15 protein-coding genes, 1 pseudogene and 2 riboswitches are annotated in these 19,389 nt (G+C 74.4%); of the genes and pseudogenes, 8 read left to right on the forward strand and 8 right to left on the reverse strand.

What is annotated here, in order from left to right:
- Nucleotides 1-28: 28 nt before the first annotated feature.
- Entirely contained in the window at nt 29-799 is a 771-nt protein-coding gene (locus KM427_RS14085; RefSeq protein ID WP_252274490.1) for a cobalt-precorrin-4/precorrin-4 C(11)-methyltransferase, read from the reverse strand.
- Entirely contained in the window at nt 778-1,989 is a 1,212-nt protein-coding gene (gene cbiE, locus KM427_RS14090) for a precorrin-6y C5,15-methyltransferase (decarboxylating) subunit CbiE (RefSeq protein ID WP_215524265.1), read from the reverse strand. The genes KM427_RS14085 and cbiE overlap by 22 nt, the downstream gene beginning before the upstream one ends.
- 92 nt (nt 1,990-2,081) lie before the next feature.
- Nucleotides 2,082-2,215, forward strand: a riboswitch (cobalamin riboswitch).
- Between the two features lie 34 nt (nt 2,216-2,249).
- Between cbiE and KM427_RS14095 the strand changes: the two genes are divergently transcribed.
- From KM427_RS14095 to KM427_RS14130, 7 genes and pseudogenes are all read left to right on the forward strand, one after another.
- Nucleotides 2,250-4,274 carry a VWA domain-containing protein gene (locus KM427_RS14095; RefSeq protein WP_252274493.1) on the forward strand — a complete coding sequence of 675 codons (2,025 nt, stop codon included), beginning with the start codon at nt 2,250-2,252 and terminating at the stop codon, nt 4,272-4,274.
- A complete protein-coding gene (cobO, locus tag KM427_RS14100) occupies nt 4,274-4,891 on the forward strand; it encodes a cob(I)yrinic acid a,c-diamide adenosyltransferase (protein WP_183594473.1) in 618 nt (205 codons plus the stop codon). The genes KM427_RS14095 and cobO overlap by 1 nt, the downstream gene beginning before the upstream one ends.
- Nucleotides 4,885-7,477: pseudogene (cobBC, locus tag KM427_RS25535) on the forward strand (bifunctional hydrogenobyrinic acid a,c-diamide synthase/histidinol phosphate aminotransferase CobBC). Before cobO ends, cobBC begins: the two are co-directional and overlap by 7 nt.
- 157 nt (nt 7,478-7,634) lie before the next feature.
- Entirely contained in the window at nt 7,635-7,853 is a 219-nt protein-coding gene (locus KM427_RS14115) for a CbtB domain-containing protein (RefSeq protein WP_183594470.1), read from the forward strand.
- A 13-nt stretch (nt 7,854-7,866) separates the two neighbouring features.
- Nucleotides 7,867-8,640: a CbtA family protein gene (locus KM427_RS14120; protein WP_215524268.1), complete on the forward strand. Its 774-nt coding sequence runs from the start codon at nt 7,867-7,869 to the stop codon at nt 8,638-8,640.
- Nucleotides 8,637-9,674, forward strand: a complete 1,038-nt coding sequence (gene cobT, locus KM427_RS14125) for a nicotinate-nucleotide--dimethylbenzimidazole phosphoribosyltransferase (protein WP_252274495.1) — start codon at nt 8,637-8,639, stop codon at nt 9,672-9,674. The genes KM427_RS14120 and cobT overlap by 4 nt, the downstream gene beginning before the upstream one ends.
- 18 nt (nt 9,675-9,692) lie before the next feature.
- Nucleotides 9,693-10,391, forward strand: coding sequence for an adenosylcobinamide-GDP ribazoletransferase (locus tag KM427_RS14130; RefSeq protein WP_215527631.1), 699 nt, complete (start codon nt 9,693-9,695; stop codon nt 10,389-10,391).
- A gap of 2 nt (nt 10,392-10,393) precedes the next feature.
- Here the strand turns inward: KM427_RS14130 and cobU are convergent, their stop codons facing one another.
- Nucleotides 10,394-10,912: a bifunctional adenosylcobinamide kinase/adenosylcobinamide-phosphate guanylyltransferase gene (cobU, locus tag KM427_RS14135; RefSeq protein WP_215524269.1), complete on the reverse strand. Its 519-nt coding sequence runs from the start codon at nt 10,910-10,912 to the stop codon at nt 10,394-10,396.
- 2 nt (nt 10,913-10,914) lie between these two features.
- Between cobU and KM427_RS14140 the strand changes: the two genes are divergently transcribed.
- Nucleotides 10,915-11,820, forward strand: coding sequence for a cobalamin biosynthesis protein (locus KM427_RS14140; protein WP_215524270.1), 906 nt, complete (start codon nt 10,915-10,917; stop codon nt 11,818-11,820).
- Here the strand turns inward: KM427_RS14140 and KM427_RS14145 are convergent.
- The 5 genes from KM427_RS14145 to KM427_RS14165 all read right to left on the reverse strand — a co-directional run bounded on the left by KM427_RS14145 (nt 11,732) and on the right by KM427_RS14165 (nt 19,213).
- The gene (locus KM427_RS14145) at nt 11,732-12,499 is read right to left on the reverse strand and encodes a cobalt-precorrin-6A reductase (RefSeq protein ID WP_215524271.1); all 768 of its coding nucleotides are present in this window, start codon (nt 12,497-12,499) and stop codon (nt 11,732-11,734) included. The two genes, KM427_RS14140 and KM427_RS14145, sit on opposite strands and share 89 nt — an antisense overlap.
- A complete protein-coding gene (locus KM427_RS14150; RefSeq protein ID WP_215524272.1) occupies nt 12,496-13,992 on the reverse strand; it encodes a cobyric acid synthase in 1,497 nt (498 codons plus the stop codon). Before KM427_RS14150 ends, KM427_RS14145 begins: the two co-directional genes overlap by 4 nt.
- A 121-nt stretch (nt 13,993-14,113) precedes the next feature.
- Complete coding sequence (locus tag KM427_RS14155; protein WP_215524273.1) at nt 14,114-14,641, reverse strand: 2'-5' RNA ligase family protein; 528 nt, start codon at nt 14,639-14,641, stop codon at nt 14,114-14,116.
- Nucleotides 14,641-15,408: a precorrin-6A synthase (deacetylating) gene (gene cobF / locus KM427_RS14160; protein WP_215524274.1), complete on the reverse strand. Its 768-nt coding sequence runs from the start codon at nt 15,406-15,408 to the stop codon at nt 14,641-14,643. The genes KM427_RS14155 and cobF overlap by 1 nt, the downstream gene beginning before the upstream one ends.
- A gap of 166 nt (nt 15,409-15,574) precedes the next feature.
- The gene (locus tag KM427_RS14165) at nt 15,575-19,213 is read right to left on the reverse strand and encodes a cobaltochelatase subunit CobN (RefSeq protein ID WP_215524275.1); all 3,639 of its coding nucleotides are present in this window, start codon (nt 19,211-19,213) and stop codon (nt 15,575-15,577) included.
- A 28-nt stretch (nt 19,214-19,241) separates the two neighbouring features.
- Nucleotides 19,242-19,387, reverse strand: a riboswitch (cobalamin riboswitch).
- Between the last annotated feature and the right edge of the window lie 2 nt (nt 19,388-19,389).

Consider the following 19,389-nt stretch of genomic DNA (forward strand, 5'->3'; position numbering starts at 1 on the left):
TCCAGCCCTGCCCGTCCGTAATCCCTGTCTAGACAGGGCGAATCTCACGCCGGCGCGAGCCGGCGTACAGCCAGGACTCCCCACCGTCGCGGGCGAGCGCTCGGCCGACGAGGATCACGGCGGCCTGCCGCAGCCCGGCCGCCTCGACCTGGTCGGCGATGTCGGCGACCGTGCCGACGAGCACCTGCTCGCCGGGCTGCGAGGCCCGGTGCACGACCACGACGGGACAGTCCGCGCCGTACTCGCCCTCGAGCTCGGCCATCAGCTCCCGGGTCCGGGTGATCGCGAGATGCAGCACCAGGGTGGCCCGCGTGGCCGCGAACGCCGCCAGCGACTCGGTCTCGGGCATCGCCGTCGACCGGGCCTGGGTGCGGGTCAACACGACCGACTGCGAGACCAGCGGCACCGTCAGCTCGCGGCCGACCAGTGCGGCGGCCGCGGCGTACGCCGGCACCCCGGGGGTGACGTCCCAGGGCACGCCGGCGTCATCGAGGCGGCGGGTCTGCTCCGCGACGGCGGAGTAGACCGACGGGTCACCGGAGGTCAGACGCACGACATCGAGTCCGGCCCCGTGGGCGCCGACCAGCTCGGCGACGATCCCGTCGAGGTCGAGGTCCTGGGTGTCGACGAGCCGCGCACCCTCACGGCAGTGCGCGAGCACCGCGTCGTCGAGGTAGGTGCCCGGGTAGAGCACCACGTCGGCGGCGGCCAGCCGCGCGGCAGCACGCAGGGTGATCAGGTCCGCCGCACCGGGTCCGGCGCCGACGAAGTGCACGGTCATGGCTTGCTCCAGCTCCATTGGGTAACGGTCCGGGCCGGGGTCCAGCCGGTGAACGACCCGATCGGTGCCGCGTGCTCGACCGCCAGCCGGGTCAGCTCGCCGCCGTGCTCGGCGTACGCCGCGGCGAGCAGCGCCTCGGTCTCGAGGGTGACCCCGTGCACGACCAGCCGGCCTCCGGGGCGCAGCCGGGCGCGGCACAGGTCGAGCAGGCCGGGGGCGGTGGCGCCGCCGCCGACGAACACCGCGTGCGGGGCCGGCAGGTCGGCCAGCGCCCGGGGCGCCCGCCCGCCCGCCGTCTGCAGCCGAGGAACGCCGAGCCGCGCGGCGTTGCGGGCGGTCCGCGCCAGCCGGTCGGGGTCGGCCTCGACCGCGACCGCCGCACACGTCGGGTGCGCGCGCAGCCACTCGATGCCGACGGACCCGGCGCCGGCGCCGACGTCCCACAGGAGCTGGCCGGGCTGGGGCGCGAGCCGGGCCAGGGCGCTCGCCCGCAGGTCCCGCTTGGTGAGCTGGCCGTCGTGCTCGAACGCGTCGTCGGGCAGGCCGGCGACCCACGAGCCGACGAGCGGTCCGCGCAGCTCCAGCGCCACGACGTTCAGGGCCGGCACGGTGCCGCTCCAGCTCTCGGCGGTCGCCGCCACCCTCGACTCGTCGTCGGCGCCGAGGTCGCCGAGCACGGTCATCCCGGTCGCGCCGTACCCCCGGTCGACGAGCAGCGCCGCCAACGCCGCCGGGGTGTCCGCGTCGGAGGACAGCACCAGCACCCGCCGGTCCGGCGCGAGCTCACGCAGCACCGCGTGCGGATCGCGACCGACGGTGGTGACGACCGCGCACGACTCGGCCGACCAGCCCATCCGGGCGCGCGCCAGCGCGACCGACGAGACCGTCGGCAGCACGTCGAGCCGGTCGGCGCCGAGCAGTCGGACCAGCGTCGTACCGATGCCCGAGACGAAGGGATCGCCCGACGCCAGCGCCACGACCCGCCGCCCCTCGTGCTCGGCCAGCAGCGGGCCCAGTCCGTCGGCGAGCGGACGCGGCCAGGGCCGCCGTACCTGACCCGGCAGGTCCGGGACCAGCCGCAGGTGGCGGTCGCCGCCCAGCAGCACCTCGGCGTCCCGCACCCGGGAGCGCGCCTCGTCGGTCAGTCCGCTCCAGCCGTCGGCGCCGATGCCGACGACGGCGACACGGGACTGGTCCGGCTCGGGCACGCGCCCGACCCTAAGGCACGGCAGCCGCCGCTCCGCGCCCGCCTGAGCGGCACCGAGACGGGCCGCCGGCTGCACGCCGAGGCCGAGGCGCTAACCTGACCTCGGCACGAGGTGCCCCTCTGTGGGGAGAATCTGGGAAGCCGGTGAGAGTCCGGCACAGGCCCGCTGCGGTGATCCAGGCACAGACCTGGAAAGTCCGAAGACCGGCCTCGCGCCACGCATCACTCCGATGTCCGTTGGCTAGCGAGCGGGAGCCTCTCATGCCACAGCACTACCCCTTCAGTGCCGTCGTCGACTCCGACGAGCCCGGCAGCCGCACCGACATGGCGCTCGCGCTGATCCTCACCACGGTGTCACCCGAGATCGGCGGCGTCCTCGTGCGCGGCGAGAAGGGCACCGCGAAGTCGACCATCGTCCGCGCGCTCGCGGCGGTGCTGCCCCGGATCGACGTCGTCGCGGGCGACCGCTTCTCCAGCGACCCGCGCGATCCGGCGCCGCTCTCCCCCGACGGCCCCTTCGCCCACGACGCACCCGTCGAGACCCGCCCGGTGCGCCTGGTCGAGCTGCCGGTCGGCGCGACCGAGGACCGGGTGCTCGGCTCGCTGCACCTCGAACGCGCGCTCTCCGAGGGCCGCACCGAGTACGAGCCCGGCCTGCTCGCCCGGGCGCACCGCGGCATCCTCTACGTCGACGAGGTCAACCTCCTCCACGACCACCTCGTCGACCTGCTGCTCGACGCCGCCGCGATGGGTCGCTCGACCGTGGAGCGCGACGGCGTCTCCGTCTCGCACGCGGCCCGCTTCGTGCTGGTGGGCACCATGAACCCCGAGGAGGGCGAGCTCCGACCGCAGCTCCTCGACCGGTTCGGCCTGACCGTCGAGGTGCGCGCGCCACGCGACCCCGGGGCGCGGATGGAGGTCGTGCGGCGCCGGATGGCCTACGACGCCGACCCGGACGGGTTCGCCGCCGCGTACGCCGACGCCGAGCGCGACCTCACCGAGCGCATCGGCGCCGCCCAGGCCCGGGTGGCCGACGTCGCGCTGTCCGACGCGGCGCTGCTGCAGATCGCCGAGCTGTGCGCGGCGTTCGAGGTCGACGGGATGCGCGCCGACATCGTGACCGCCCGCACCGCAGTGGCGCACGCCGCCTGGCACGGCCGCGCCGAGGTCACCACCGAGGACGTCCGGGCCGCCGCTCGCCTCGCCCTCCCGCACCGACGCCGACGCAACCCCTTCGACGCCCCCGGTCTCGACGAGGACCTGCTCGACGAGGTGCTCGGGCCGGACCCCGACCCCGACCCCGATCCCGACCCCGATCCCACGCCGGACGGCCCGACTGACCCCCGGCCGGACGGCGGGACGTCATACGAAGAGAGCAACCCCTCCCACGAGGCGCATGACGTCCCGGGGAACGGCGCTGACGAGCCTCGCCCCGATCGCACCCCGGCCGCCGCTGGCGCAGCCTCCTCGGCGACCACCGTGAGCGGCGGCACGCCGTACCGCGCCCGGCTGCTCACCGCCCGTGGCACCGGCGCCGGCGAGGCCGGCCGCCGCAGCCGGGCCCGGACCGACAACGGCCGCCGGATCGGTACGTCGACCGACGGCCGCGGCCCGCTGCACCTGCCCGAGACGATCCGCGCCGCCGCACCCCACCAGGTCGCGCGGGGACGCGCCGGCGGTGCCCTGCGCCTGCTGCCGGGCGACCTGCGCCGTGCCGCCCGCGAGGGACGGGAGTCGAACCTCGTGCTGTTCTGCGTCGACGCCTCCGGCTCGATGGCCGCGCGCCGGCGGATGGAGCAGGTGAAGACCGCGATCCTCTCGCTGCTGCTCGACGCCTACCAGCGCCGCGACAAGGTCGGGCTGGTGACGTTCCGCGACGCCGCGGCCGAGCTGGCGCTGCCGCCCACCCACTCGGTCGACATCGCCGCCACCCGCCTCGACGCGCTGCCGGCCGGCGGCCGCACCCCGCTCGCCGAGGGCCTCCTGGAAGCGGCCCGGGTGATCGAGGTCGAGCGGATCCGCGACCCGCGGCGCCGTCCGCTGCTGGTCGTGGTGACCGACGGCCGCGCGACCTCCGGACGAGACGCCGTGCCGCGCTCCCGCCGGGCCGCCGAGACCGTCGCCGCCACCGGGGCCAGCGCCGTCGTGGTCGACTGCGAGAGTGGCCCGCTCCGCCTGGGGCTCGCCGCCGTGCTGGCCGAACACCTGCGGGCCGAGCACCTGCCGGTCACCGAGGTGAGCGCCGACGCCCTCACCGGCGCGGTGCGCGACGGGCGGGCCGCCTGATGGCCCCGCAGGGCCGGCCGTCGGTCGTCCCCGACGACGGGCTGACCACCCGCCAGCGCCGCAACCGCCCGCTGCTCGCGGTGCACACCGGCGACGGCAAGGGCAAGTCGACCGCCGCCTTCGGACTCGCACTCCGCGGCTGGAACCAGGGCTGGCGGATCGGGGTGTTCCAGTTCGTGAAGTCCGCCAAGTGGCGCATCGGCGAGCAGACCGTGCTCGAACGTCTCGGCGAGCTGCACCAGCAGACCGGCGAGGGCGGCCCGGTCGAGTGGCACAAGATGGGCTCGGGCTGGTCGTGGTCGCGCCGCGGCGGGACCGAGGAGGACCACGCCGCCGACGCCGCCGAGGGCTGGGCCGAGGTCAAGCGCCGACTCGCCGCGGAGGCGCACGACCTGTACGTCCTCGACGAGTTCACCTACCCCATGCAGTGGGGCTGGGTCGACGTCGACGACGTCGTCGAGACGCTCGCCACCCGCCCCGGCCGCCAGCACGTCGTCGTCACCGGGCGCCGCGCCGACCCTCGGCTGATCGAGGCCGCAGACCTGGTCACCGAGATGACCAAGCTCAAGCACCCGATGGACGCCGGCCAGAAGGGCCAGCGAGGCATCGAGTGGTGAGCCTCCCGCGGGTCGTCGTCGCCGCGCCGGCCACCGGGCAGGGCAAGACGACCGTCTCGATCGGGCTGATGGCCGCGCTGTCCCGCGCCGGCCACGTCGTGTCCGGCCACAAGGTCGGTCCCGACTACATCGACCCGGGCTACCACGCCCTGGCCTGCGGGCGACCCGGCCGCAACCTCGACCCACACCTCGTCGGCGAGGAGCGGATCGTGCCGCTGCTGCTGCACGGTGCCCGCGGTGCCGACGTCGCGGTCATCGAGGGCGTGATGGGCCTCTTCGACGGCCGCATCGGCGGGACCGGATTCGCCTCGACCGCACACGTCGCGACGCTGACCCGCTCGCCCGTCGTCCTGGTCGTCGACATCTCGCGCTCGTCGCGATCGATCGGCGCGGTCGTGCACGGCATGGCGACCTGGGACCCCCGGGTGCGGGTGGCCGGCGTCATCCTCAACCGGGCCGGCTCGCCCCGGCACGCACGCGAGGTCGCGGACGCCGTCGACCTGCCCGTGCTCGGCACCATCGGGCGTGACCCCGAGCTCGGCGTACCGTCGCGGCATCTCGGGCTGGTCCCCGCGGCCGAGCGGGACGAGGCCGGCCACGCGATCGACCGGATCGCCGACCGGATCGCGGAGCTGGTCGACCTCGACGCCGTCCTCGACCTCGCGCGATCCGCTCCCGAGCTCGATGCGGAGCCGTGGGATCCGGCGGTGGCGCTGCGGGACTCCGGGTTTTCGAGGCTCGCGAGCTCGCACCTCAGTACCAGCGCTGGCGCGTCTCGCGCCTCAACCGCGGGACGAGCCCCGACGTGGGGTGGTTTCGAGACAGGCGCCAGCGCGCCTTCCTCAATCACCGTTGGCGGCGCTAGCGCGTCTCGCGCCTCAACCGCGGGAGGACCCCCGACGCGGGGTGGTTTCGAGACAGGCGCCAGCGCGCCTTCCTCAACCACCGTTGGTACCTCAACCGGCGGCGGGCCCGTGGTGGCGGTGGCGGGTGGGCGGGCGTTCACGTTCCGGTACGCCGAGACGGAGGAGCTGCTCCGGGCGGCCGGGTGCGCGGTGGTGAGCTTCGACCCGCTGGTCGATCCGCGCTTGCCCGACGGCACCGCGGGCATCTACCTCGGGGGCGGGTTCCCCGAGGTGCACGCCCGCGAGCTCACCGACAACGTGGTGCTCCGGCGCGAACTCGCGGCGGCGCTCGCGGACGGCGTCCCGACCGTGGCCGAGTGCGCCGGGCTGCTCTATCTCTGCCGGTCACTGGACTCCTCTCCGATGGTCGGCGCGATCCCGGCCGAGGCGGTGATGACCGAACGCCTGACGTTGCGGTATCCCACGATGACGGCGACCACCGACAACCTGCTGAACCGGGCCGGCGAGACCCTGACCGGGCACGAGTTCCACCGCACCCAGGTGCTGCCCATGACCGCCGGCCGGGCCGCGTGGACGGTCGACGGGGTCGACGTCGGCTTCGCGTCCGACAGCCTGCACGCGTCGTACCTGCACACCCACTGGGCCGGCCACCCCCAGCTGGCCGGGCGGTTCGCGGCGGCGGTCCATGCCCGGGCGGCCACGCGTGCCTGACCCACTGCGCCATCACGGCGACGTCGAGGCCCGCGGCGGACTGCTCGACTTCGCCGTCAACGTCTACGACGGGCCGCGCCCGGCCTGGCTCGACCTGGCCCTGCAGGCCAGCCTCGACGACGCCGCGCGCTACCCGTCCGCGACCGAGGCCGAGCGCGCCGTCGCTGCCCGCCACGGCCGGGACCCGGCCGAGGCACTGGCGACCGCCGGCGCCGCCGAGGCGTTCTCACTGGTGGCGCGGCTGCGGCCGTGGCGGCGCCCGGCAGTGGTGCACCCGCAGTTCACCGAGCCCCACGCCGCGCTCCGCCAGGCCGGTCACGCCGTCACCGAGGTCGTGCTGGCCGAGCCGTTCCGACTCGACCCGGCCGCGATTCCCGACGACGCGGACCTGGTCGTGATCGGCAACCCGACGAACCCGACCGGCGTGCTGCACCCGCGCGCGACGATCCGCGAGCTGCTGCGCGAGGACCGGCTCGTCGTGATCGACGAGGCCTTCATGGACACCGTGCCCGGCGAGCCCGAGACGCTCGCGGGCGAGCGGCACCCCGGACTGCTGGTGATCCGCAGCCTGACCAAGCACTGGGGCATCCCGGGCGTCCGCGCCGGCTACGTCCTCGCCGAGCCCGACGTGGTGCGCGACCTGCGCGACGGGCAGGTGCCGTGGTCGGTGTCCAGCGCCGCCGCGGCCGCGATGGTCGCGTGCTCGACCGCCGAGGCGCTGACCGAGGCCGAGCGGCGGGCCCTGGAGATCGACGCATGGCGTCGCGACCTGGAGGAATCCCTGTCAACCATGGGTGTTCGGCACGTCCCATCGCGCGCGAGCTTCGTGCTCGCCGAGGTGGGAGCGGGCGTCCACGCAGCGCTGCGCGACGCCGGCATCGCCGTACGGCGCGCCGACACGTTCCCCGGACTCGGGCCGGCCTGGGTACGCATCGCGGTCCGCCCGCCGGCGCGAAGCAGATCACTCCTCGATGCCCTGTCCGCACTGCGCTCCGATGCCCTAGGCTGACGCTCGCGGGCACGAGGAAGCCGGTGGGAATCCGGCACAGTCGCGCTACTGTGACAGCCCTCCGCGACGCCGAGAGGCGAGGTGGGAGCTGGAGTCAGACCCGAGTGTCCGTCCAATCCCCAACGACCAGGGACGCACGTATCCCTGAGGAGGACACATGTCGCAGACGTCTGCTGCCCCCGTTGCACCCACCGCCGAGGTTCCCTCGATCCCGCTCCGCGAGATCGCCCCCTGGGCGCTCTTCTTCGGCCTGCTCGGGCTGCTCATCCTGTTCTTCATCAGCGCCGACCAGGGCGCGATCTCGATCCCGTCGGGGAACGCGATCCACGAATGGGTCCACGACGGCCGGCACCTGCTCGGCTACCCCTGCCACTGAGAGGGCCGGGACGATGACCGCACGAGCATTCCTGGTTCGGGGGCTGCTGATCGGCCTCCTCTCCGGCTTCGCGACGTTCCTCGTCGCCCACCAGGTCGGCGAGCCGCACGTCGAGACCGCGATCGCGCTGGAGGAGGCGGCCTCCGCCGACGATCCCGCCGCGACGGAGACCGCACACTCCCACGATGACGAGGGCACCACCGTGTCCCGCCAGCACCAGCGGACCTGGGGCCTGCTGACCGGCAGCCTCGCGGTGGGCGTGGCCGTCGGCGGCCTCGTCGCCCTGGTCGCCGCCTCGGTCGTCGGCCGCATCGGCCGGCTCTCCCCGGGCCAGTCGACCGCGTTGGTGAGCCTGATCGGCTTCGTCTCGGTGGCGCTGGTGCCGTTCCTGAAGTACCCCGCCACCCCGCCCGCCGTCGGGTCCGGTGACACGATCGGCGACCGCACGAGCTACTACTTCGGCTTCGTGTTGATCTCGGTCGCGTTCGCGGCGTTCTCGTCGCTGCTCGCCATCCGGCTGCTCGACGAGATCGGCACGTACGGCGCCGTCCTCGCCGGCGCCGGTGTATACGTCGTGGCCGTCGTCGTCGCGGGCCGGATGATGCCGACCGTCAACGAGATCGGCGACTTCCCCGCCGACGTGCTCTGGTACTTCCGGCGCGCCTCGCTGCTGACCCTGGCCACGCTGTGGGCGGTGATCGGCATCGGACTCACCGGCCTGATCGGTCGGCTCCATCGCCACGAGCGTGGCCTCGCCGACCGACGCGAGCTGGCAGCCAGCCTGTGATCGCGCCGCCGCCGTCCTCGGTCGCCGCCGCGGCGGCCGAGCGCCTGGCCGCCCTGGCTACCCCTCCCGGGGCGCTGGGGCGGCTCGGCGACCTCGCGGTCTGGCTCGCCGCGACCCAGGGCACGGTGCCGCCACCCGCCCTCGACAACGTCCGGCTGGTGATCTTCGCCGGCGACCACGGCGTCGCGCGTCACGGCGTGTCGGCGTATCCGCCCGAGATCACGGCCGCCATGGTGCGCACCTTCGTCTCCGGCCGCGCGGGCGTCTCGGTGCTCGCGGCGGCGCACGACGTCTCCGTGCGGGTCCTCGACCTGGGCGTCGACGACGACCTCGACGGCGTGCCCGACGACGTCCGCCGGCACAAGGTGCGCCGCGGATCGGGCGCCATCCACCTCGAGGACGCCCTGACGCCCGACGAGACCGACCGGGCCCTCGCGGTCGGAGCCGCCGTGGCCCGCGAGGAGATCGCCGGCGGCGCCCAGCTGCTGCTCAGCGGCGACATGGGCATCGGCAACACCACGCCCGCCGCGGCCCTGGTCGCCGCCGGGCTCGGCCTGCCGGCACCGGAGGTGACCGGCCGGGGCACCGGCGTGGCCGACGACGCGCTCGCGCACAAGCAGGCCGTGGTCCAGCGGGCGCTCGACCGGGCCGGCGGACGCCTCGGCGACCCGGTCGACTGCCTCACCGCGCTGGGCAGCGCCGACCTCGCCGCCAGCACGGGCTATCTGCTCGAGGCGGCCCGGCAGGGCGTCCCGGTGCTGCTGGACGGCCTGATGGCCGTGGCCTGCGGCCTCACCGCGGACCGGATCGAGCCGGGGGCGGCCGCGTGGTTCGCGGCCGGCCACCGCTCGACCGAGCCCGCCCAGTCGCTGGCGCTGGCCAAGCTCGGGCTCGAACCGGTGCTGGACCTCGGCATGCGGCTCGGCGAGGGCAGCGGCGCGGTGGCCGCCGTGCCGGTGCTGCGCAGTGCGGTCGCCCTCCTGCGCGACGTCGCGCTGCTCTCCGAGCTGCTGCCGTCCGACGACCGTGCGTAACGACCGAGCGTGACGACCATGCGTGACGCCTGGCGCCTGGCGACCGGCACCCTGACGGCGCTGCCGGTCCGTCCACCGACGCGCGTCGATCGCCGCACCGCGCGCACCGCGATGCTGCTGGCGCCACTGGCCGTGCTCCCCCTCGGCGTGCTCGTGGCGATGCTGTTGTGGCTCGGCGACCTCACCTCCCTTCCTCCGCTGGCGGTCACCTTCGTCGCCGTCGGCGCGCTGGCCGCCGGATCGCGGGCCCTGCACTGGGACGGCCTGTCCGACGTGGCCGACGGGCTGACGGCGTCGTACGACCGCGAGCGCTCGCTCGCCGTCATGAAGACCGGGACCAGCGGCCCGGCCGGCGTCACCGCGACCGTCGTGGTGGCCGGCACGCAGGCGGCCGCGCTGACGGCCTACAGCCACTCGATCGCGCTCGCCGCGCTCGCGGGCGCGCTCGTCTGCCTGTCGCGCTGTGCGCTCTGGGTCGTCTGCTGCACGCGGGTACCGGCGGCGCGCGCCGACGGCCTGGGCGTCACCTACACCCGCACCGTGCCACTGCCCGTCGCGGTGCTCGGCGGCGTGCTGCTGTCGGTCACCGGCGGCCTGGCCGTGCTCGTGCTCGTACGCCGGGCGACCACTCGCTTCGGGGGCGTCACCGGCGACGTCTTCGGTGCCGCGATCGAACTCGCCCTCGCCACCATGCTGCTCACCTGGGCATGGCTGTGAGGTCAGAGGCGCAGCACCTTCCCCGCCACCACCAGGTGCACCTCGTCGCAGACCGCCCCGAACCGCTGGTTGACCGACCCGAGCAGGTCACGGAAGGCCCGGCCCGACCGGTGCTCCGGCACCACCCCCCATCCGACCTCGTTGCTGACCAGGACCACGGTGCCACCGGCCGCCGACAGTGCTTCCAGGGCCCGATCGACCTGCTCGTCGACGTAATCCGACAGATCGGGCATCGAGGCGTCCCACAGGCCGGCGTCGTCGACGAGCCGGGTCAGCCAGGTGCCGAGGCAGTCGACGAGGACGGCGTCCGAGGTGGTCAGCGCGGTCGCCAGATCGCCGGTCTCGACGGTCGACCAGTGCGCCGGGCGGCGCGCGCGATGGGCCGCGATCCGCTCCTGCCAGTCGGCGTCGTCGCGCACCGGCCCGGGCGCGACGTACCGCACCGCCGTGGCCGAGGCGAGCAGGCCCTCTGCGTGCCGCGACTTGCCGGATCGGACGCCGCCGGTGACCAGGACCCTCATCGATGACTCCACTCTCGGGACGGCTGCTCGGACTCACGGCGGGCTTCGCCGCCGACCGCGTGCTCGGCGACCCGGCACGCTGGCACCCGGTGGCCGGGTTCGGGCGCGCGGCGGCGGCCCTGGAGCGACTGACGTACGCCGACCGCCGCGGCGCCGGCGCGGTGCACGTGGCCATCCTCGTCGGCGCGACGACCTCGGTGGGGGTGCGCCGCGCCGGTCCGGTCGCGACGGCCATCGCGACCTGGGTCGTCCTCGGCGGCCGCTCCCTCGACCGCGAGGCCGCGGCCGTGCAGGCCCATCTCGCCGCGGGAGACCTGCCCGCAGCGCAGCAGCGACTCACCCACCTGGTCGGCCGCGACACGAGCGAGCTCGACGAGGCCGGTGTGGCGCGCGCCGTCATCGAGTCGCTCGCCGAGAACACCTCCGACGCCGTGGTCGCGCCCCTGGTCTGGGGCGCCGTCGCGGGCGTGCCCGGGCTGCTGGCCCACCGGGCCACCAACACCCTCGACGCGATGATCGGCCACCGCAACGAGCGCTACGAGCGCTACGGCTGGGCGGCGGCCCGACTCGACGACCTGCTCAACCTGCCGGGCGCGCGGCTCACCGCCGCGCTGACGGTCATGCTCGGCCACGACCGGCGCGCCGCCTGGCGGACGTGGCGGCGCGACGCCGGCGGCCACCCCAGCCCGAACGCCGGGCCGGTCGAGGCGGCGTTCGCCGGAGCGCTCGGCGTGCGGCTCGGGGGCGTCAACGCGTACGGCGGCCGGACCGAGGACCGGCAGGTGCTCGGCGACGGACGCGCTCCCGACCGTCACGACATCACCCGGGCCCGCCGGCTGGCGCGGCGGGTCGGGGTCGGGGCGCTGGCCGCGATCGCACCCATCGCACTGCGTCGTCGACGCCGCTGACGGTCGTCACTCCGGCCGGCGTCGACGGCCGCCGCACCACCACGACCGGGATCCGGAGGCCGGCCGCGGCCTGCATCTTCGGCCAGGTGTGGTCGCCGCCGGAGTCCTTGGTCACCAGCACGTCGGCGTCGTGCCCCTGCATCAGCGCCGTCTCGTCCTCGAGCGCGTACGGGCCCCGATCGCGCAGCACCTCCCAGGTGTCCGGCAGGGCGACCTCCGGATCGTCGACCACCCGCACCAGCACCGACGCGCCCGCCAGCGGTCCCGTGAAGCGACCGAGCGCCTGTCGCCCGACGGTCAGGAACGGCCGCTCCCCCAGCTCAGCGGCCGCGGCCGCCGCCGCGTCGTGGTCGTCGACCCACACCCACGCCGGCGCCGACCGGTCGGCCCAGCCGGGCCGCTGCAGCCGCAGCAGAGGTACGTCGTCGCAGGCCGCCGCGGCGTGGGCCGAGATCTGCGCGGCGAAGGGGTGGGTGGCGTCGACGATCGCGTCGAAGTCCCGCGCGTACGCGGCGAGCCCGGCCACGCCGCCGAACCCGCCGACGCGCACGGCTCCGACCGGCAGTCGCGGCTCGGCGACCCGGCCGGCCAGCGAGGTGGTCACGTCGACGCCGTCGTCGACCAGTGCCGCGGCGAGCGACCGCGCCTCCGCCGTACCGCCGAGCACCAGCACCTTCATCGCCGGTCCCCCGGCGGCAGCACCGGCAGGCCGGCGGGCGGGCCGGACCTGGCCAGGTCGAGCAGCGCGTCGACGTCGAGGTGGTGCTCGACGAGGTCGCCGAGCAGGTCGAGGCGGCGCTCCCGCGCGGCCAGGAAGCTGACCCCCGACGGCGTCCACACGTGCCCGGTGAGCCGGGCGACCTCGCCGAGGAAGGCCGCACGGAAGTCGTCGTGCTCCAGGCAGCCGTGCCACATCGTGCCGAAGACGTGGCCGTCGCGGACGCCGCCCAGGAACTCCTCGCCCGATCCCGCCGTCACCCGCCCGTGGTGGATCTCGTAGCCCCCGACCTGGGTGCCGAGCGCACTGCCCCGCAGGAGCCGCAGCGCCTTCTCCGCGGCGAACGTCGTCGAGACGTCGAGCAGCCCGAGGCCGTCGGTCGCCGCGCCGGGAGGGCCCTCGACGCCGTCGGGGTCGGAGATCGTCCGGCCGAGCATCTGGAAGCCGCCGCAGATACCGAGGACCGGCCGGCCCGCGGCGGCGTGCGCGGCCACGGCCCGATCGATGCCACGACCACGCAGCCAGGCGAGGTCGGCCAGCGTCGCCCGCGAGCCGGGCAGTACGACGAGGTCGGCGTCCGCGACCGAGCGGCCGTCGGAGGCGTAGACGACGTCGACGCCGGGCTCGAGCCCGAGGGCGTCGATGTCGGTGAAGTTGCTGATCCGCGGCGACCGCACCACGACGACGCGCAACGGCGCGGGACCGTCGAGGACGCGCCGGTCGCCGACGTCGAGGGTGTCCTCGCTGTCGAGCCACACGTCGCTGTTGAACGGGAGTACGCCGTACACCCGCCGCCCGGTCAGCGACTCCAGCTCGCGCAGGCCGGGTGCGAGCAGGGTCTCGTCGCCCCGGAACCGGTTGACGACGAAGCCCGCCACCAGCCGCTGATCCTCCGGTGCAAGCAGCGCGACGCTGCCGAAGAGCGACGCGAAGACCCCGCCGCGGTCGATGTCGCCGACCAGCACCGTGGCGAGCCCGCCGTGCTGGGCTAGGCCGAGGTTCACGTAGTCGCTCGACCGCAGGTTGATCTCCGTCGGGCTCCCCGCACCTTCCGCGACGACGATCTCGAAGCGCGACGAGAGGTCGTCGAAGGCGTCGTACGCCGCACGCGCCAGATGCGCCCGCCCGGCGACGAAGTCGTGCGCGGACACCTCGCCCGCCGGCCGCCCGAGCACCACCACGTGGCTGCGACGGTCGCTGCCGGGCTTGAGCAGCACCGGGTTCATCGCTATCTCGGGCTCGACGCCGGCCGCGAGCGCCTGCACCCACTGGGCACGGCCGATCTCGCCGGTGCTGCCGCCGGGGCCGACGACGACCATCGAGTTGTTGGACATGTTCTGCGCCTTGAACGGCGCGACCTTGACGCCGCGCCTGACCAACGCCCGGCACAGCCCCGAGGTGACGATGCTCTTCCCGGCGTCGGAGGTGGTGCCGGCGACGAGGAGGCCGGTCATGGGAGCTCGACCGGTCGGAGGCGGGCGGGGTCAGAACGCGCGGGAATACCCGGTGAACCGAGGGCTGTCCCCGAGCACTGTGACACGTGAGGCGAACGGTGCGCCCTGTCGACGACGGCCTTCATGCGAGCTTCCAGTCAGCCAGGACCCGGCAGTCGTGGTTGGCGTAGCGGTGCAGCGCGATCCGGTCGGCCCGGCAGCTCGCGGGGAGCTCGGCGCCGAGTGCGGCGCGCACGGACTCCGGGTCGATGCCCGCGGCGCGCTGGTCGAGCGTCAGGTGCGGGATCGGCTCCGGGAAGGCGCCGCCGTACGGCGGGCACTGCGGGAACGCCGCGACGAGCCGCCGGGTCAGCTCGCGGAAGGACGTGTCGGGGTCGGGCAGCAGGTGGATGATCCCGTCGGGGAACTCGCCCAGCCGCTCCAGGCGGAAGTCGAACGCCGGCACACCGGCCGCGATCGCCGCGACCAGGTCGAGGTCGGCGGCGGCCGGCGCGGGCAGGAACGGGCCGAGCACCGTGATGTGCGCGTGCACGAACGCCGGGTCGGCCGAGAGGAACGACGCGTCGTAGTGCTCGGTGCGCTCGCGCACGAAGCGCTCCAGCTCCGGCACCGGTACGACGAGCACGGTGTGCGCGGGCGGGCGGACCATCAGGCGTCCCGCCTCAGCAGGAAGATGTCCATCACCCAGCCGGCCGCCGTCCGCAGCCGCTCACGAGCGGCATCGATCTCGGGCAGCACGTCGCCGACGCGGCCGGCGACCAGCTCCTCGACCGGGGTGCCGAGGTTGCCGCCCCACCAGATCGACCAGTCGTCGAGCCCGGGCAGCTCGATGACCCGGTTGAGCATGACGACGACGTTGTCCTGCCCCTGCTCGACCGCCTCCTGAAGCCGTCGGCCGCTGGTCACGTGCAGTGCGTGGCCGACCTCGTGCAGCACGATGCGGTGCCGCGCGGCCAGCAGCTGGATGCTGGAGATGCCCGGGATCACGTCGAGGACCAGGTCGAGGCGGCCCCGCTCCTGCAGCGACTGGAGGATCCGGATCGTCGAGTCGTAGAACGCCGGGTCGCCCCACACCAGGAAGCCGGCCTCCCCCGCTCGCGACTCCAGCGCCTGCGCGAACGCCTCCTGCCGCGCCTCGTGCCACTGCGCGACGGCCGCGTCGTACTGCTCCTGGGTGGCGGTCCGGTCGGGCCGTCGCTCCCGCTCGGGGTCGTCGACGCGCACGACGACCGGCTCGCGGCCCAGGTGCCGGTCGAGCAGCCGCTCGCGGGCGTGGACCAGCGGGTCGGGCATGCCGCCCCGACCGGACTTGTCGGTCACCACGAAGTAGTCGACCTCGCGCAGCGCGCGCACCGCCTCCAGCGTGACCAGGTCGGGGTCGCCCGGGCCGACGCCGATCACGCGGACCCGCTTCACGGCGTCCGTCCGGCCGTGCGCCCGGCGGTGAGCAGGCAACCGTTCTGGACGACGAAGAGGTTGCTCACGCACCGCTGCCCGGTCGTCGCACCGCGCGGCGGTGAGCAGGCAACCGATCTGGACGACGAGAAGGTTGCTGGCTCACCGCCGCTCCGCACCGACGCGCTCACCCGCGGTCCTCCAGATCGCCCTCGAGCTCGAGGTACACCTGCTGCATGGCAGCAAGGGTGTCCGGGTCGGGCGACTCCCACAAGCCACGGTCGGCCGCCTCGTGCAACCGCTCCACGATCCCGCGCAGCGCCCACGGGTTGGAGCGGCCCATGAACTCGCGATTGGTCTCGTCGAGCACGTACTCCCGGGCCAGCGACTCGTACATCCAGTCGTGGACCACCCCGGCCGTCGCGTCGAAGCCGAAGAGGTAGTCGACGGTCGCCGCGAGCTCGAACGCGCCCTTGTAGCCGTGCCGCTGCATCGCCGAGATCCAGCGCGGGTTGACCACCCGCGCCCGGAAGACCCGGTTGGTCTCCTCCTGGAGCGTGCGAGTCCGGACCGCATCGGGCGAGGTCGAGTCGCCGACGTACGCCTTCGGATCCGTGCCCGTGAGCGCGCGCACCGTCGCGACCATGCCGCCGTGGTACTGGAAGTAGTCGTCGCTGTCGGCGATGTCGTGCTCGCGGGTGTCGACGTTCTTGGCGGCCACCTTGATCCGGCGGTACGCCGTGCGCATGTCGTCGGCGGCCGGTGCGCCGTCGAGGTCGCGCCCGTAGGCGAAGCCGCCCCACGCCGTGTAGACCTCGGCGAGGTCCTCGTCGGAGCGCCACGACCCGGACTCGATGACCTGCAGGATGCCCGCGCCGTACGACCCCGGCTTGCTGCCGAAGATGCGGGTCGTGGCCCGCCGCTCGTCGCCGTGGGCGGCGAGGTCGGCGCGGGCGTGGGCGCGCACGAAGTTGCGGTCGTCGGGCTCGTCGAGCCCGGCCACCAGCCGCACCGCGTCGTCGAGCATCGCGACCACGTGCGGGAAGGCGTCGCGGAAGAAGCCCGAGATCCGCACGGTCACGTCGATGCGCGGCCGGCCCAGCTCGTCGAAGGGCACGACGCGCAGGTCGCTGACCCGCCGCGACATCTCATCCCACTCCGGGCGTACGCCGAGCAGCGCGAGCACCTCCGCCACGTCGTCGCCCGAGGTGCGCATCGCGGATGTGCCCCACACCGAGAGGCCCACCGACGACGGGTAGTCGCCGGTCTCGTCCACGTAGCGCTGGAGCAGCGAGTCGGCCATCGCCTGCCCGGTCTGCCAGGCCAGTCGCGACGGCACCGCCCGCGGGTCGACCGTGTAGAAGTTGCGGCCGGTCGGCAGCACGTTGACCAGGCCGCGCAGCGGCGAGCCCGACGGTCCGGCGGGCACGAAGCCGCCGTCGAGGGCGTGCAGCACGGCGTCCAGCTCGTCGGTCGTACGCCGCAGCCGGGGCACGACCTGGTCGGCCGCGAAGCGCAGCACCCGCTGCACTTCGGGGTTGTCGTGCAGCCCGGTCGCGGCGGCCGGCGACCAGTCGGCCTCCTCCATCCGCTGCACCAGCTCGCGCGCCTGCTGCTCGATGGCGTCGACCGCGGTCACCGACTCGCCGTCCTTGAGGCCGAGCGCCATCCGCAGCCCGGGTACGGCGTTGGCCTCACCGCCCCAGACCTGCGCGGCCCGCAGGATCGCGAGCACGAGGTTGACGCGAGCCTCGCCGGACGGCGCCTGCCCGAGGATGTGCAGCCCGTCGCGGATCTGGGCGTCCTTGATCTCGCACAGCCAGCCGTCGACGTGGAGCAGGAAGTCGTCGAAGTCGTCGTCCTCGGGACGTTCGTCGAGCCCGAGGTCGCGGTGCATCTCGGCGGCGTGCATGAGCTGCCAGATCTCGCCGCGCACCGCCGGCAGCTTGGCCGGATCCATCGCGGCGATGTTGGCGTGCTCGTCGAGCAGCTGCTCCAGGCGCGCGATGTCGCCGTACGTCTCCGCCCGAGCCATCGGCGGCACCAGGTGGTCGACGATCGTCGCGTGGGCTCGGCGCTTGGCCTGTGCGCCCTCGCCCGGATCGTTGACGAGGAACGGGTAGACGAGCGGCAGGTTTCCGATCGCCGCGTCGGTCGCGCAGGAGGCCGACAGGGCGGCGTTCTTGCCCGGCAGCCACTCCATGGAGCCGTGCTTGCCGAGGTGCACGACGGCGTGCGCGCGGAAGCCGTGCTCGACCCACTTGTACGCCGCGAGGTAGTGGTGCGAGGGTGCCAGATCCGGGTCGTGGTAGATCGCGACCGGGTTCTCGCCGAACCCGCGCGGCGGCTGGATCAGCAGCACCACGTTGCCCGCCTGGATGGTGGCGAGCACGATCTCCCCGGCATCGTTGACGAAGAGCCGCCCGGGCGACTCTCCCCACGCCTCGACCATCGCGTCCATCAACGGCGCCGGCACGTCGGCGGTCCACGCGTCGTACTCCGCCCGGGTGATGCGCACGTGCGCGTCGGTGAGCTGGGCGCTGGTCAGCCACTCCTCGTCCTGGCCGCCCGCGGCGATCAGCGAGTGGATGAGCGCGTCGCCGGCCTCGGTGTCATCGGCGAGGTCGAGCCCCGGCACGTCACCGACGTCGTACCCGGCGGCACGCATCCGGCGCAGCAGTCGCACCGCGCTCACCGGCGTGTCGAGGCCGACGGCGTTGCCGACCCGCGAGTGCTTCGTCGGGTACGCCGAGAGCATCAGCGCGATCCGCTTCTCGGCGTTCGGGATATGCCGCAGCCGCGCGTGGTTGACCGCGATCCCCGCCACGCGGGCGCACCTCTCGGGGTCGGCCACGTAGCGGGGCAGTCCGTCCGCGTCGACCTCCTTGAAGGAGAACGGCGCAGTGATGATCCGCCCGTCGAACTCGGGGATCGCGATCTGGGTCGCCGAGTCGAGCGGGGTGACGCCGTCGTCGGAGGCCTCCCACTCCTCCCGACTGGTCGTCAGGCAGAGCCCTTGCAGTACCGGGATGTCGAGGCGCCGCAGTCGCTCGACGTCCCACGCCTCGTCGTCTCCCCCGGCGCTCGCCCCGGCCGGCCTGCTGCCGCCGGCCGCGAGCACGGTCACGACGAGCGCGTCGAGCGTGCCGAGCGCGTCGTACAGCTCGTCGGGCGCCGACCGCAGGCTGCCCGCGAAGACGGGTACGCCGACGGCCTCGCCGGTCGCGTCGATCGCGTCGGCCAAGGCGTGCGCGAAGGCGTCGTTGCCGCTGATCTCGTGGGCGCGGTAGTAGAGCACGCCGACGCGCGGCAGGGCCGCGGTGGTTTCGAGGCTCGGGCCTAGCGGCCCTCGCACCTCAACCACCGTCTCGATGGTTGAGGAAGGCGCGCTAGCGCCTGTCTCGAAACCACCCTCCCGACGAGCAAAGCCCCAGCCCGGCACCACCGCCGGCGGCTCGAAGCCCTCACCGGTGAGCAGCACCGTGTCGGAGAGGAAGGCGTGCAGCTGGGCGAGGTTCGCCGGCCCGCCCTCGGCGAGGTAGCGGTGGGCCTCGGCCGCGACTCCGATCGGCACCGTCGAGAGCTCCATCAGCTCCGCGCTCGGCTGCGCCTCGCCCCCGAGCACGACCACCGGCCGGTCTCCGGCGAAGAGCTCCGCTCGCCACGGCTCGAGGTCGTGCGGCGACCCCAGCAGGCGGACGACGACCAGGGCGACGCCGCCCAGGTCGGGGAGCTCCCGTGCCGGGTTCGCCCAGAGCCAGTCGGCACCCGAGGCCCGGGCCGAGAGCAGGTCGGTGTCGGAGGTGGACAACAGCGCCAGTCGCATCTGGTTTCTCCTGGGGTTCTCGCCCCTGTTCGACGGAGGTCCCGTGGCCAGTGTCTGGCTTCGGCCGCACCCTCACCCGGGAGCGGCCTCACAGTGGCGGAACCGCCCCGGACTCGCACCGGGTTCCTGTTCCACGAGACGTGAGTGTCCTCAGCCTAGTGGCCATCACCGGAAGT

It is taken from the genome of Nocardioides sp. LMS-CY (assembly GCF_018732145.1).
In the GTDB taxonomy this organism is placed as follows: Bacteria; Actinomycetota; Actinomycetes; order Propionibacteriales; family Nocardioidaceae; genus Nocardioides; species Nocardioides soli.

What these genes read in the sequence shown, in the direction of transcription:
- KM427_RS14085 (WP_252274490.1), bottom strand. Translation starts at nt 799, where the DNA reads ATGGAGCTGGAGCAAGCCATGACCGTGCACTTCGTCGGCGCCGGACCC.
- KM427_RS14095 (WP_252274493.1), top strand. Translation starts at nt 2,250, where the DNA reads ATGCCACAGCACTACCCCTTCAGTGCCGTCGTCGACTCCGACGAGCCC.
- cobO (WP_183594473.1), top strand. Translation starts at nt 4,274, where the DNA reads ATGGCCCCGCAGGGCCGGCCGTCGGTCGTCCCCGACGACGGGCTGACC.
- KM427_RS14115 (WP_183594470.1), top strand. Translation starts at nt 7,635, where the DNA reads ATGTCGCAGACGTCTGCTGCCCCCGTTGCACCCACCGCCGAGGTTCCC.
- KM427_RS14120 (WP_215524268.1), top strand. Translation starts at nt 7,867, where the DNA reads ATGACCGCACGAGCATTCCTGGTTCGGGGGCTGCTGATCGGCCTCCTC.
- KM427_RS14130 (WP_215527631.1), top strand. Translation starts at nt 9,693, where the DNA reads ATGCGTGACGCCTGGCGCCTGGCGACCGGCACCCTGACGGCGCTGCCG.
- cobU (WP_215524269.1), bottom strand. Translation starts at nt 10,912, where the DNA reads ATGAGGGTCCTGGTCACCGGCGGCGTCCGATCCGGCAAGTCGCGGCAC.
- KM427_RS14140 (WP_215524270.1), top strand. Translation starts at nt 10,915, where the DNA reads ATGACTCCACTCTCGGGACGGCTGCTCGGACTCACGGCGGGCTTCGCC.
- KM427_RS14145 (WP_215524271.1), bottom strand. Translation starts at nt 12,499, where the DNA reads ATGAAGGTGCTGGTGCTCGGCGGTACGGCGGAGGCGCGGTCGCTCGCC.
- KM427_RS14150 (WP_215524272.1), bottom strand. Translation starts at nt 13,992, where the DNA reads ATGACCGGCCTCCTCGTCGCCGGCACCACCTCCGACGCCGGGAAGAGC.
- KM427_RS14155 (WP_215524273.1), bottom strand. Translation starts at nt 14,641, where the DNA reads ATGGTCCGCCCGCCCGCGCACACCGTGCTCGTCGTACCGGTGCCGGAG.
- KM427_RS14165 (WP_215524275.1), bottom strand. Translation starts at nt 19,213, where the DNA reads ATGCGACTGGCGCTGTTGTCCACCTCCGACACCGACCTGCTCTCGGCC.